This is a genomic window from Halobacillus campisalis (assembly GCF_030345335.1).
GTDB classification, from domain to species: Bacteria; Bacillota; Bacilli; order Bacillales; family Halobacillaceae; genus Halobacillus_A; species Halobacillus_A campisalis.
Genome location: NZ_JAPVRC010000006.1, coordinates 132,354 through 146,064 on the forward strand (window position 1 = coordinate 132,354; position 13,711 = coordinate 146,064).

General features: G+C 38.2%; 15 protein-coding genes. 12 read left to right on the forward strand and 3 right to left on the reverse strand.

The genetic code is table 11. The annotated features are described in order from the left end of the window. Window positions 1–114: 114 nt before the first annotated feature. From O2Q26_RS13540 to O2Q26_RS13560, 5 genes are all read left to right on the forward strand, one after another. Window positions 115–846 (forward strand): ZIP family metal transporter, encoded by a 732-nt coding sequence (locus O2Q26_RS13540; RefSeq protein ID WP_289216401.1) that lies wholly within the window; start codon window positions 115–117, stop codon window positions 844–846. Between the two features lie 111 nt (window positions 847–957). Next, complete coding sequence (locus tag O2Q26_RS13545) at window positions 958–1,614, forward strand: reverse transcriptase-like protein (protein ID WP_289216402.1); 657 nt, start codon at window positions 958–960, stop codon at window positions 1,612–1,614. A 197-nt stretch (window positions 1,615–1,811) separates the two neighbouring features. Continuing rightward, the gene (gene rpsN, locus O2Q26_RS13550) at window positions 1,812–2,081 is read left to right on the forward strand and encodes a 30S ribosomal protein S14 (RefSeq protein WP_289216403.1); all 270 of its coding nucleotides are present in this window, start codon (window positions 1,812–1,814) and stop codon (window positions 2,079–2,081) included. A 20-nt stretch (window positions 2,082–2,101) separates the two neighbouring features. Continuing rightward, the gene (locus O2Q26_RS13555) at window positions 2,102–3,286 is read left to right on the forward strand and encodes a GTP-binding protein (RefSeq protein ID WP_289216404.1); all 1,185 of its coding nucleotides are present in this window, start codon (window positions 2,102–2,104) and stop codon (window positions 3,284–3,286) included. A gap of 160 nt (window positions 3,287–3,446) precedes the next feature. Beyond that, complete coding sequence (locus O2Q26_RS13560) at window positions 3,447–4,661, forward strand: EAL domain-containing protein (protein ID WP_289216405.1); 1,215 nt, start codon at window positions 3,447–3,449, stop codon at window positions 4,659–4,661. Window positions 4,662–4,806: 145 nt separating this feature from the next. On the opposite strand, the gene O2Q26_RS13565 is transcribed toward O2Q26_RS13560, so the two are convergent. After that, the gene (locus O2Q26_RS13565) at window positions 4,807–4,992 is read right to left on the reverse strand and encodes an H-type small acid-soluble spore protein (RefSeq protein ID WP_253935879.1); all 186 of its coding nucleotides are present in this window, start codon (window positions 4,990–4,992) and stop codon (window positions 4,807–4,809) included. A 335-nt stretch (window positions 4,993–5,327) separates the two neighbouring features. On the opposite strand from O2Q26_RS13565, the gene O2Q26_RS13570 reads away from it, so the two are divergent. The 4 genes from O2Q26_RS13570 to O2Q26_RS13585 all read left to right on the forward strand — a co-directional run bounded on the left by O2Q26_RS13570 (window position 5,328) and on the right by O2Q26_RS13585 (window position 9,823). Next, window positions 5,328–5,540, forward strand: coding sequence for a hypothetical protein (locus O2Q26_RS13570; RefSeq protein ID WP_289216503.1), 213 nt, complete (start codon window positions 5,328–5,330; stop codon window positions 5,538–5,540). A 66-nt stretch (window positions 5,541–5,606) separates the two neighbouring features. Next, complete coding sequence (locus O2Q26_RS13575) at window positions 5,607–6,065, forward strand: flavodoxin (RefSeq protein WP_289216406.1); 459 nt, start codon at window positions 5,607–5,609, stop codon at window positions 6,063–6,065. A 529-nt stretch (window positions 6,066–6,594) separates the two neighbouring features. Next, the gene (locus O2Q26_RS13580; RefSeq protein WP_289216407.1) at window positions 6,595–9,318 is read left to right on the forward strand and encodes a UPF0182 family membrane protein; all 2,724 of its coding nucleotides are present in this window, start codon (window positions 6,595–6,597) and stop codon (window positions 9,316–9,318) included. Between the two features lie 301 nt (window positions 9,319–9,619). Next, window positions 9,620–9,823, forward strand: a complete 204-nt coding sequence (locus tag O2Q26_RS13585; protein ID WP_289216408.1) for an anti-sigma-F factor Fin — start codon at window positions 9,620–9,622, stop codon at window positions 9,821–9,823. Window positions 9,824–9,876: 53 nt separating this feature from the next. Here O2Q26_RS13585 and O2Q26_RS13590 read toward each other — a convergent pair whose 3' ends face one another. Continuing rightward, window positions 9,877–11,001, reverse strand: coding sequence for a DUF2515 domain-containing protein (locus O2Q26_RS13590; protein ID WP_289216409.1), 1,125 nt, complete (start codon window positions 10,999–11,001; stop codon window positions 9,877–9,879). A gap of 202 nt (window positions 11,002–11,203) precedes the next feature. On the opposite strand from O2Q26_RS13590, the gene O2Q26_RS13595 reads away from it, so the two are divergent. Together O2Q26_RS13595 and O2Q26_RS13600 are read left to right on the forward strand one after the other, a co-directional pair. Continuing rightward, on the forward strand, window positions 11,204–11,413 hold the full coding sequence (locus O2Q26_RS13595) for a helix-turn-helix transcriptional regulator (protein ID WP_289216410.1): 210 nt from the start codon (window positions 11,204–11,206) through the stop codon (window positions 11,411–11,413). Then, entirely contained in the window at window positions 11,406–11,708 is a 303-nt protein-coding gene (locus tag O2Q26_RS13600) for a DUF2178 domain-containing protein (RefSeq protein WP_289216411.1), read from the forward strand. Before O2Q26_RS13595 ends, O2Q26_RS13600 begins: the two co-directional genes overlap by 8 nt. 46 nt (window positions 11,709–11,754) lie before the next feature. Here O2Q26_RS13600 and O2Q26_RS13605 read toward each other — a convergent pair whose 3' ends face one another. Continuing rightward, entirely contained in the window at window positions 11,755–13,311 is a 1,557-nt protein-coding gene (locus tag O2Q26_RS13605; protein WP_289216412.1) for an ABC-F family ATP-binding cassette domain-containing protein, read from the reverse strand. A 208-nt stretch (window positions 13,312–13,519) separates the two neighbouring features. Here O2Q26_RS13605 and O2Q26_RS13610 point away from each other — a divergent pair, with 208 nt between their 5' ends. After that, on the forward strand, window positions 13,520–13,675 hold the full coding sequence (locus tag O2Q26_RS13610) for a DUF1540 domain-containing protein (protein WP_289216413.1): 156 nt from the start codon (window positions 13,520–13,522) through the stop codon (window positions 13,673–13,675). Window positions 13,676–13,711: the final 36 nt, after the last annotated feature.

A 13,711-nucleotide genomic window follows, 5' to 3' on the forward strand; every position in this document is an offset into this window, starting at 1 on the left:
ATTTTCTATTAAATTTAAATAATACAAGCAGTAATATAACTTCTTAATATCCATGGAGGTACATATATTGAAGAGGACAGGGCTTCTATCCCTTTGCTTCTTCAGGAGGTTTCTATGGATTCTAATGTTTTATTTATGATTTTGTGTGCACTTACTACAGGACTGGGTGCGCTCCCGGTTTTGTTAATTCGCAGGATTTCGCATCGCCAAATGGATATGATTCTTGCTTATACTGCTGGGATTATGGTGGCGGCCTCTACATACGGCTTGATTCCCGCATCTTTGAAATTAACGAATCTCTATGTGCTGTGCATTGGAGTATTGGCAGGTGCCCTGCTTTTAAACTTGCTAGAGCAGTTTATTCCACATGTAGATGTACAGCATGATCGACTCCAAGTACTTCTTCCTTATCAATCTTTCATGATGGTGATTGCAATGACCTTGCATAATATTCCCGAGGGGTTGTCGGTGGGAGCCAGCTTTGCAAGTGAGACGGAACACCTTGGGGCAGTTGTCGCACTATCCATAGGATTACAAAATGCGCCTGAAGGTTTTCTCGTCGCACTATTTCTTATAAATCAGAAAGTTAATCGGTATTTTGCCTTATGTTTGGCTTTATTGACTGGTTTTATAGAGTTTATAGCAAGTTACATAGGATATAAATTAGTTAATATGGCGCTATTCCTCGTTCCTTATGGGCTTGCATTTGCAGCAGGAGCTATGCTTTTTATTGTTTATAAAGAACTTATTCCAGAAACACATGGTCATGGTTACGAAAGAGTAGCCACTTTTTCCTTTCTATTAGGGCTATTGAGTATGATTGGGTTAGTAGAGTGGTTTCGGTGAATTTTTAAAATGACCATAGCATTTATTAATATAGGAGGCTCGATTAGGGTAAAATGGAAATAAACAATACTAAAAATTAGTTAAATAACATTCCCTAAAGGTGGATTTTAAATGAATGTTAGAATCGAATGGACTTATAAAAAGCCAAAAGGAATAGAAACAACCTTTCATTCTGAGGAGATGAGTGTGGGACAAGGCATTTTAATCGCAGAAGATCTTGATAGGACGGGTCGATCGAAAAATTTAATATTTGTTGACGATCTAGACCGTACTTGGAACTTAAAGGAATTAAAGCAATACATGAAAGGAATAGAAACAGAACCTCACAACATAGTCGTATATTTTGATGGCGGGTTCGATTTAAGTACTAAACAGTCAGGGTTAGGCTGTGCCGTCTACTATGAACAAAACAATCAAAATTTCAGACTAAGAAAGAATGCTTTGGTCGAAGAATTGAATACGAACAACGAAGCGGAATACGCGGCACTTCACCTTTCATTACTTGAACTAGATCTGCTGGGCGTCCATCATTTAAGAGTTAAATTTGTAGGAGATTCTCAAGTGGTCATTAACCAGCTAAAGGGTGAATGGCCTTGCTTAGAAGAAGAATTGACAAAATGGGCGGACCGAATTGAAAATAAAATGTATAATATGGGAATTAAACCCGAGTATGCGCTCATCTCTAGAAAAGAAAACCGTGAAGCGGACAGGTTGGCATCTCAAGCTTTAAAGGAGATAGAGATAACGAGTACCAGCGAAGTAAAATAAAGCAAACAAAAGAAGGAGCTTAACTCACAGCTCCTTCTTTTGTTTTTTACTATTGGTGGTTTACAAAAAGTACGGGCTATCATATAATTTATAAATCGTAACCATTACTATTTATTGTATTGTATATGCGTAACCATTACATTAAAAGTAAAGGTGAAAGAAAAAATGCAATTATAAATTGAAGGAGGCGTTGATGGGTGGCTAAAAAATCCAAAATCGCAAAAGAAATAAAACGTCAAAAAATGGTGGCTGAATATGCAGAACTCCGAAAAGAGTTAAAAGCAAAAGGTGATTATGAAGCACTTAGGAAACTTCCGCGAGATTCTTCCCCAACTCGATTGACGGGCCGCTGCGAAATTACTGGGCGTCCGAGAGGTTATATGAGGAAATTTAACATGTCACGTATTGCTTTTAGAGACTACGCCCACAAGGGTCAAATACCAGGCGTGAAAAAATCCAGCTGGTGATTAATAGGGGAGGATTCTAAATGAAAACAAAAATACCCGTAACTGTACTAAGCGGTTACTTGGGTGCAGGTAAAACAACATTACTGAATCACCTCTTAAACAATAAAGAGAATCGAAAAATCGCTGTTATTGTAAATGATATGAGTGAAGTCAATATTGACGCGAGTATGATAAAACAGGGAGGATTCAGCCGCACAGAAGAAAAGTTAGTTGAACTGCAGAATGGTTGTATCTGCTGCACCTTACGTGAAGATCTTATAAAAGAAGTTGAAAAATTGGCATCTTTAGATATAGATCATATAGTCATAGAATCAACAGGAATCTCAGAGCCTATTCCTGTTGCTCACAGCTTTACCTATGAAGATGAGGAACTTGGCATCAACCTTAAAGAAAACTTTAGGCTGGACACTATGGTAACAGTTGTAGACGCCAACCGATTCTGGTCTGATTACGGGTCAGGAGAAAGCTTGCTGGATCGTAACGAGGCGGCTGATGAAGCAGATACTAGAGAAGTGATAGATTTGCTTATAGATCAAATTGAATTTGCAAACATTATTATTTTGAATAAGGTCGATCTCGTAGCAGATACAGATTGTCACAAGTTAACCGCTGTCCTTCACCAGCTTAACCCAGATGCCCGTATTATTGAAGCACGTTACAGTCAAACTGATCTTACGGAAGTGCTTAATACTAATTTGTTCGATTTTGAAGAGTCAAGTCAAAGTGCTGGATGGATCAAAGAGTTAAATGAAGAGCATACACCCGAAAGTGAAGAATATGGTATCAGTTCTTTTGTATACCGCCGTAGAAAACCATTTCATCCAGATCGCTTAAAGAAATGGTTAGAAAATTGGCCAGAAGACATTGTTCGATCCAAAGGGTTTTTTTGGCTTGCCTCACGAAATGACGTAGCAGGTCTTTTATCACAAGCCGGTTCATCACTAGTCATTCAAGGGGCAGGACAGTGGATCGCAGCTTTACCTGATGATGAAAGACAGAGCATATTTGAAAGAGAGCCTGAACTTCTGCAAGGGTGGGATAGGATTTACGGCGATAGATTAACTGAGCTAGTATTCATCGGTATTCATGCGGAGCAGAAATATTTGGAGAATACACTGGACGATTGTCTGCTGACTGAATCAGAAATGGAAGAGGACTGGAGAAGTTTTCATGACGATCTTCCCAATTTCGTAATTGAACAATGAGTATATTAACTATCATTCGCAGAAAACTAATTTAAATTAAATATCAAATGACAACATTAGAAGTCCGGATATATAATGAATATATTCGGATTTTTCTACGGCATTAACTAGTGCGCCTCGCAAAAATTAAAAATTAACTTAGTAATGAGGAGGGGGAATTATGGATCCACTAGATATCGTAGGTAATTTACATAAGGTAAAACCCATATATCAACCGGTCATTAGCGCAATTAAACACGACGTGGCAGGTTATGAAGTTTTGGGAAGGTTTCAAACAGAGAATGAATGGAAAAGTTTAGGTGGTTTTTTCCATGATGATGATGTTCCTGAAGAGTTTAAAGTGGAAGTCGATCAGCATTTATTAAATATGGCACTAGAAGAAATGCTGGCTGCCGATAATAGTGGGTATTTGTTTATTAATCGAAATGCCAAGCAATTGATGGTGAATGATGGAGAGGACTTACTAAATACATTGTTATCCTTTGAGAAAAGAGGCTTTGCCATGAGCAAGGTTGTGATTGAAGTGACTGAACACGACTTTGATGAAGACTTTGAAGAACTGAGTCATCTATTGCTATACTATAAGACATTTGGGCTTCAAATCGCCATTGATCATGTAGGAGCAAAAAGTTCTAATATTGATCGAATTCGACAGCTTGAACCACACATATTAAAAATTGATACGAAATCGATAAGAAATCATAATTCTGAAGGCTTTTATGATATTATGTATTCCTTATCTATGCTTGCACATCGTATAGGTGCTGCTTTACTATTTGAAAATATCGAAGATGATTTTCAGCTTTACTTTGCCTGGAAGCATGGAGGCAGGTACTATCAAGGATTCTATCTGTCGCGCCCAAACTTCCAGCTGCTAACAAAGGAATCCATCTCTTTAAATATAGGTAATAAAGTAGGCGCTTATATTCAACGGGAGAAATCACTTATTGAACAAAGACTCAATCTGAATTTAGCCTGGGAACTAAAAGTGAAAACCTTGCTTACAAAATGGGAAGGGCCGAAGAAAGTAGATGCCTTCATTGATTTAGTGAAAGGTCAATTCAATAAAGAGAGCTTTCGTATGTTTGTTTGTAACAGTGATGGACAGCAGGTTTCATCAAACTTTCGTAAACAGGAAGAAAAATGGATCGTTGAAACATCCAAGAAGGGATCAAATTGGGCGTTTCGTCCTTATTTCTTAGAAAATGTTATGCAAATGAAAACGTGGAAGAAAGGCATTTTATCTGATATCTATTCTGATATTGAAACGAAAGATTTGATCCGGACTTTCAGCTTTCCACTAACAGAACAACATTTTCTATTTATTGATTTGAATTATTCATTTATGTATGAGAATGAATGTTTACTTGTTTGAGGGGATAGAATTGGTTGAACAAAACTGGAAGTTGACGCATGAAAAAGGAATCCTTGCCGGAGATCACTTCAATAGTTTTTATCGCCCATACTGACAGTAAAATCAATAATAAAAGGCCATCACTCTCAAAGGTGATGGCCTTTTATTATTGATACACTTCATTTAATTCGTCTAAAGATACATCAAGTTCATTTTTCGGGTCACTGAGATCATAGATCCTGGCAGTTTCGCCATTTTCATTAACGTGCTGGATATAGACCTTCATATTATTAAATGTCACGCTCGCCATGACTGGAGATGCGGCGATTTCTTCAGCTCTTTGTCTATTCATCAATGCAGCCTCCTTTTACTTAGTATCAATACTATTTGCAATTAGTCAGAGGATATTCAATAAATATCGAGTGAGAATTTGAAAAAGCTTAGTACATTATTCATGTGTAGAGAAATCCTGTTGGATAGTAGCTGTTCATATCCCTTTGACCGAATGGGCGAGCAGAGTGAAGTTTTTACGTTGCGGAAGGGGAAATCAAACACATGTAATAAAGGAGAAGGGGGTATTAAATTTCTTTTTAATTAGGCTATGTTAAAGGTGGTTGTTGAATTGATAAGTGATTTATTCACAATATGGCAGGGTAGTGGAAGACTTGATTTCGAGACATTGGGTGAGTGGGTCAGGGCGGGGAATGGCTTGCTTTCCGTGGTTTTCAAGATGCCGCTCATGCGGTGAACCAGGCGAAAAAATACATTGACCCTAAAGCAGAGGGAAGAGCCATGGTTTCTTCCCATAACGATCGGCTGGATAACCATAATCAAAAATTTCGTCATAAAACTTCTACCTTAAGTAGAAAGCAGGGAGACGATATCTCACACATTAATTGACATTGATAATCATTATCAATTATAATCAATGTATTGATTATTATTATCAAGGAGAGGTTATGAATAATGAAGATAATATTAATGTACGCAAGTATGTCTGGGAATACAGAAGAAATGTCAGAAATTATACAGGGTAGATTGAGTTCAAAAGAAGTGGACGTATCGATGTTTCAAATAGATATGGACGATATTCAAGTAGATGATATGCTTAAGTACGATGCGGTGATCTTCGGTACATATACATGGGGAGATGGTGATGTTCCATATGAGCTGGAGGACTTTTATGATGATATGGAATCGGTTAATTTAACAGGTTTACCTGTCGGACTATTTGGCTCGTGTGACTCTATGTATCCTGCTTACGGTGGGGCCATCGACAAGTTTCAGGAAAGATTTAAGGCCTGCGGGGCTGATGTAGTAGTTGAATCTTTGAAAGTGGAATTGACTCCTGACTCTGAAGATGCTGAGCGCTGCAGCCAATTTGCCGAAAATTTCAAATCTCAAATTCATGTAAAAATAAAATGAACAAATTTTTAAAGAAAACACTATTCCTTTATCGGCTATAGTGTTTTTTATTGAAAAACAAGAATTTTTACTAGATGATTTTTTTATTTATCTAAGAGCTATATACGAATTTGATTACAAGTTATGACACCCACTATAAAGTAGGCATCGGTTTATAGAAAGCGAAAGAAATGATGCCTTAAGCTATGTTAAACGTGGTTGTTGATTTTTATATGTGAATTATTCAAAGATATAACAAGGTTTTTGAATACCACATTTTCTCAAACTAACGATATCGACTTTCCTTATTAAGTAGGCTATATGAACATCAACATGGAAATTTAAAAGAGCAATGCTGTAAAAGGTCAATTAAATTTCGGAAGAATGTTATAATTATGATTGATACTTAGACAGGATTTCCAGATTAAAGTTGTAAAAGACACCGTAAAGGATAAAAATGAAACAAATACTTTACTTATACGTACATAGAAATGAGAAAGTAAACATTCATCAAGAAAGACAAGATATGTAAACGTTAAGGGGGAGCAAATTGGATAATAAAACTACAAATATTAATACGAAGCAAAAAAACCAGTTGAAGAAGTTTGGGACCATCGCAGGCAAAATCTTTGGAGTCCTTGTAGTACTTGCTATCATCGGCTGGCTTTCGCTACACTGGGTGATTGATTACATTTGGATGGATTCTCTAGGATTCAAGGAAGTCTATACTACGATTTTAAGCAGTAAGGTCATATTAGGGATTATAGGTTTCGTTGTATTTTTCATTAGTACTTACTTTACAGCCTCCTGGATTCGAAGAGGATATGTGTCACACTTCAATAAATCTCAACTGCCAGCTTTCATTTCAAATAAAATGTGGAGCCGGTTGACAATAGCTGGCTTGTCAGTTTTCGTAGGATTTTTTGGCAGCAGTATCGTACAGGGGATCGGGTGGGAACTGTGGCTTAAGTTCCTTAATCATACCTCATTCGGTATAGTTGACCCGCATTTTGACATGGACATTTCGTTTTACATGTTTGTTCTTCCTTTTATAAAATTCGCTGTTTTTACATTGTTGGGTCTTGCGGTTTTTCTTCTGCTTATAATAATGGGATTCTATTCACCTTATCAAATGTACCGCAAAAGCCGTATGGCACAGCTCCATATGGGGGTGACTTTAGGAGGGATCGGACTCTTATTAGCTGCGGTTCATTTATTGCAGCCTTTTGAGTCCTTACTGACTAACGAGGTCAATATCTTTCAGGATAGTGTAGTACATGGATTAAGCTACACAGATAAAGTCGTCAATAACCCAGCTTCCTATGTGCTGGCAGCTGTTGCGGTTATCGGCGCAGTGTGGATGATCATTTCTCTGACCCGTGGAAAATTATTCGCTATGGTCCTTCCCATCATCGTGTATATCGGTTTAGTGATGGTAGCTCAGGGCGCTTCAGTAATTGTACAAAATTACGTTGTATCGCCCAATGAATTTTCAAAAGAAAGTCCTTTTCTGCAGCATAATTTAGACTTTACTCGAGCAGCTTATGATCTGGAAAATATTGATGAGAGGGAACATCCAGGCAATCAAACACTGGATGCGGCTATGGTAGAGCGTAATCAACTCACATTTGATAATGTGAGGATCAACGATGCCAGACCAATTCTCGATATCTATAACCAGCTCCAAACCTTCCGTACGTATTATCAATTTAACGATATCGATGTAGATCGATATGAAATTGATGGAGAATATCAGCAAGTATTTCTCGGAGCAAGAGAATTGAACACGAGTGACCTGCCTTCACAGGCAAAAACCTGGGTTAATGAAAACCTTAGATATACCCATGGTTATGGCGTAGCTATGAGTGATGTGAATGAAATCACGTCTCAAGGTCAGCCCGAATATATGCTTGAAAATGTTCCGTCTGAAGGTGTACTTGATATTGAACGGCCCCAAATTTACTTTGGTGAAGAGGATTCCAGAAACGTCATTGTAAACAGTGAAGTCGATGAGTTTGATTATCCGGCGGGAGACGAAAATATGTCTTCACGATATGAAGCGGATACTGGTATTCAGTTATCAGGTTTGAACCGCTTGCTTTTTTCTATCAATGAAGGTTCCTTCCGCATGTTTGTATCAGATCAGTTGAATGAGGATAGTCAGCTGCTTGATACAAGAAACATTGTGGATCGAGTAGAGCGAATAGCTCCATTCTTAGAATATGACGAGGACCCTTACATTTTTGTTAAGGAAGATGGCAGCCTTTCATGGTTAATGGATGCCTATGTTAGCGGAGAAAGTTATCCTTATTCAGAACCTCACCAGGGGGACGAAAGCTATATACGGAACTCAGTAAAAGTGGAAATTGACGCCTATACGGGAGAAGTTAATTTCTATGCGGTCGATTCAGAGGAACCATTACTTCAAACGTACCAAAAAATGTTTCCTGATCTCTTTGAAGAAGAAATTCCTGAGGATGTCCGATCTCATTTTCGTTACCCGATTGATTTGTTTAAAGTCCAGGCTGAAATGTATGGTACCTATCATATGCAAAATTTAGAAGTGTTTTACAATAGGGAGGATTATTGGCAATTTCCAACTGAGAAATACTTCAATGAGGATATAGAAATGGAACCTTATTACATTACGATGCAGCTTCCGGAATACGATGAAGAAGAGTTTGTCCTTATGATGCCTTATACTCCAAGAAATCGCCAAAATATGATTGCGTGGATGGGTGTCAGTAACGACGGTGACAAATATGGAGAAACTTTTGTCTATCAATTCCCTAAACAAGAAAATGTTTACGGACCACAGCAAATTGAAAATCGAATCAACCAGGATAGTAACATTTCACAGCAATTGAATCTCTGGTCGCAGGGTGGATCCGAAGTAATTAGAGGTAATCTTTTAGCCATCCCGATAGAAGATACCGTAATGTACGTAGAGCCGATATATATAGAATCCTCTAATGAAACGTCTCTACCCGAGGTGAAACAAGTAATTTTAGCTTATGGTGATGAAATCGTCATGGAGCCTACCTTTGATCAAGCCTTGGAAAGAATGCTTGGTTTAATTGATCCTGAGGTTGAAGAAGGAGAGGAAGAAGCTGACGCACCTGAAGAAGAACAGGCTCTAGGCGAATCTGCAGAAATGTTGGAGGAACTCTCCTCTCTCTTTGATAATTATCAAGATGCACTTTCAAGTGGCAACTGGGAAGAGGCAGGAGCCATTATGAGTGAAATCGAAGATCGTCTTAACGAAAATGAATAATTTCTTGAAGGAGCTGTCCTGAAAGTCTTTTTATTTGAGAGAACCAAGTTGGAAGTGAAAGTGCAAAGCCCTTTTAATTGAGTAACTCTCTTATGAAAAATTACTACAACGCTTAGCTTAGCTTCTTTAAAAGAAAACAAGGCAGTCTCAAAAGTCCAGGAAATAGACTTTTTGGGACTGCTTCTTTTCGTGGAGGAGTCCCCCCCTTTTTTAGAATTGCTTTGTTTTATTCTTAGCGCATAACGTCTAATCATATCGTACAGACTAAGAATTATTCCAGCTTTAAATTAGGAGGAACGTCATGAAAATTTGTTACCAATGTAGAAAATGCGATCGTCAAGTGGGGGAGCTTGAGGCAAAAAAACTGGATGTCTCACAGTTAGGATCAGACGTTTTAAATGATACGGACGTTCAGCAATCCTTACTAATGCAGGGCGGTGGGCATTTGACCATCCGGACAATATGCGATAATTGTTTAGAAGAAGAAAGGTTTTCTGCCCGTTAATATAGTGAAACTACAAGTCCTTACTACCTTAAGTAAGGGTTTTTTTATTACAACTAATTTTTGTTAAATAATAAATGTTTGGTGTATGCTGCCATTTCAAGTTGCTCAATCATATGACAATATGTTTCTTGAATGTCTCCGTTCAACTCCTTGTCATGCTTTTTAATCCAGTTGTGGGCTTTTTTGTTTTTATACCAGTCTCCTGCTTCAGCTTTTTCGTGTACCCAGTCCTTCCAAACTAGTGTTAAGGATGGACTGTAAATACGCAGTGATTTTACTTGGAGGGAGCAGGGGCTGTTATGAATCTCGTGCATGCTCCCTGGGGCGGTTTCTTTCACATCATTAAAAAGGTGAGGCCAGAAATCTTTTCGTGACCCGGTGTGAGGGTTCATATCAGCCCAATCAATTGTTTGGGCCAGACGGGTTTTTACAGAGAATAGTAAGTTATACAACCCTTTTCCAAGGTTGATGCGATCTTCTAAAGATGAAAAATGATGTACTGTACCTCCAACAACCTTAGTCTTTTTTTGTAGAGGAGTGGTATATGGAAACAATATGAGATTGAAATCGAAGAGGTCCTGTAGCTTAAAAAGTATGGTATCAAGTACAGTTTCTTTATATAGTTTATTTTGGATAACACGTTTTTCAATGTATTGTTGTTCGTTAATTATAAGAGCAAACGTCAATTCTAAGCTGTTTCTGTGAAGCCAGAAATTTTCCCAAAAAGGTCTCATGAATGATGAAACCTTCAATTCAGATAATAAATAGAAGAGAGGCTGGCTTGTTTCCTTGCTTTTTTCATATAAGAGAAGTTGAGGGTATGCATCTTGAAAAATCAGCCAGTTGCCTCGTTCGAGAAAACAGAAAAAATTATTTTGTTCTGTTTGATTCAGAAGCATTGGGAGATATTCTCCTTTTAAATCGGTCATGTTCCACCCGGCGTTTCTTGAGACGAGGTGAGCTAAAAGTGCCCAATGTATTTCATTATGTTTCTGAAAAAAGTCAAAATATGCCTGGGTTCTCGTTACGTTATTTTGGTTCAATTTTTCTGTTTCAGCTCTGATGACGCTTAATGTTTCCTTATCCTGATCGGTTATAGGACTTTCATTATTATGGGGGATACTTAATTTTAATTGCCTGGCCAGCATGTTTAGTTGCTTTTTTGCAGATTTGAACATTTTGTTACCTCCTTTCAAGAATGCACCCCGTATTTAATTGTATTTAGTTTTAGGTTGCATCATGAGGGTGTGGAAAATAATTGTAGTTTATTATTAACCGTTTAAAATTACCTTATTCGCAGAAACAATCGTGTTGACATAATTGTGTTTTGTAAAGTATACTTTACGTTAAGTTAGCTTTACAAAAAGGTGATATAAAATTATGAAGAATCTTATCAGAGAAAATCGTAAGAAAAGTAATTACACTCAGGAAGACCTTTCTCAACTACTTCAAGTATCTCGACAAACCATTATTTCACTGGAGAAGAACAAGTATAAACCATCCTTAGTGCTTGCTCACAAGTTAGCGCAGCTTTTTGAATGTACGATTGAAGATCTTTTCATTTTTGAGGGGGATGAGAATATTGAATGATATGTGGATGGGCTTATTGGGGTTAATCGGTGGAGGATTAGGAGTGTTATTAACTTTTTTAATTACGAAGAAACTAGGAAAGAAAAAGCATATCTATGATGAGCGACAAGAATTTGTTAGTGCAAAGGCAAAAGCTGCAGGGTGGAATACGACCCTTGTCCTCATTTTGATAGCATGGGGCCTTATCATTTTATTTGACGGTATTTCGGTGTCCTTTTTCATTATGACAGGCCTATATGTCGCTCATTGTTTAACACTAATGGGTACCAGTATTTATTTTTCTACTCGTAATTAACAACAAACCCAGACACGCCCCCGCTGTGGCATGTCTGGGTTTTTATTTAAAATACTTTTGTTGTCCAATCCTCACAATTCCAAACGTCGGTTACAATCCCTTCATAAAACTCGGGTTCATGTGAAATGAGCAGGACACTGCCCTTAAAGTCCTGTAAAGCTCTTTTTAGTTCAGCTTTAGCATCGACATCCAGGTGGTTGGTAGGCTCGTCGAGAACGAGCAAATTCGTTTCTTTATTAATCAATTTACAAAGGCGTACTTTAGCTTTCTCCCCACCGCTTAGTACCTGGACTTTACTTTCGATGTGTTTTCTTGTAAGCCCGCATTTAGCTAATGCTGAACGGACCTCTTGCTGAGTGAAGTGAGGGAACTCTTGCCATATTTCTTCGATACACGTATGATTGGATTCATTTTTCAGTTCTTGTTCAAAGTAGCCGATATGAAGATGTTCACCTAGTTCTACAGTACCTGAAACTGGTTTGATTTCCCCCAGGATACTTCGTAGCAAAGTTGTTTTTCCTATACCGTTCGCACCGGATAAGGCAATCTTCTGCCCGCGTTCCATTTCCAAATTAAGCGGCCTCGATAATGGCTCTCCATAACCTATCACAAGATCCTTTGTCTCAAATAAATATTTCCCCGAAGTTCGAGCTTGTTTAAAGCGGAAAGAGGGCTTAGGTTTTTCTGCATCCAGTTCAATGACATCCATCTTATCCAGCTTTTTTTGACGGGACATGGCCATTCTACTGGTTGCCGCATTGGCCTTATTCCTTGCCACAAAGTCCTTTAAGTTGGCAATTTCTTTCTGCTGTTTCTTATAGGCAGCTTCGACTTGTTGTTTTTTCATTTCATAAACACGCTGGAATTCTTCATAATCCCCAGGATAGCGAGTCAGCTCCTGGTTTTCCATATGGTAAATCAAGTTGACGACGCTATTTAAAAACGGAATATCATGTGATACGAGAATAAAAGCGTGTTCGTACTCCTGAAGATAATTTTTCAACCATTCGATATGTTCTACATCAAGGTAGTTCGTCGGTTCGTCTAAAAGAAGAATATCCGGCTTTTCTAATAAAAGCTTGGCCAAAAGAACTTTCGTCCGCTGGCCACCACTTAAGTCATGGACATCTCTGTCCAACCCAATGTCATCTAATCCCAGACCATTAGCTATTTCTTCAACCTTTGCATCGATTGTGTAAAAATCGTTATTAGTCAGAGCATCTTGAAGACGGCCGGTTTCTTCCAGCAATTGTTCTAGTTCCTCTGGATCCGCATCTCCCATTTTGCCAAAAAGATCATTCATCTCTGTTTCCATATCAAACAAATATTGAAAAGCAGTACGCAATACATCTCGTACAGACATTCCTTGTTTTAAATCGGCATGCTGATCTAAGTAGCCGACTCTGGCATGTTTGGACCATGTGATTTTACCTGCATCCGGCTCAAGTTTACCGGTGATTATATTCATAAATGAAGACTTTCCTTCACCATTTGCACCAATCAGTCCAATGTGCTCTCCTTGTAATAGACGGAACGATACATCATCAAAGATGGCACGATCTCCGAACCCGTGACTTAAATTTTTAACTGTGAGTATGCTCATTTGATACACCTTTTCCTTCGTATAAGTTTAACCTTCCCCATTATAAAGGGGATAGCGAGGATTATAAAGGTATTGGGGTCAGAAATACGGCCGTGTTATACTTGAAATACCTAAAGGAAGGTCTTATGCACAATAACTTTAACAATAAAAATTACCTAGAATGAGACACCACTCCCTGGAAAAAATAACAACGAGGGGGTGTGCGTCAATGGCACAAGATGTATTGTGTGAAGTGAATAACTGCAAGTACTGGGGTCAAGGAAACAAATGTACCGCAGATGCGATTTATGTAGTAAGCCATACAGGAGACCGGGCTTCAAAAAGTGAAGAGACAGATTGTAAAACATTCGATCCAGAAATTTAATTGTTAAGGGAGGCCATTAACCGGCCCCCCCCCCTC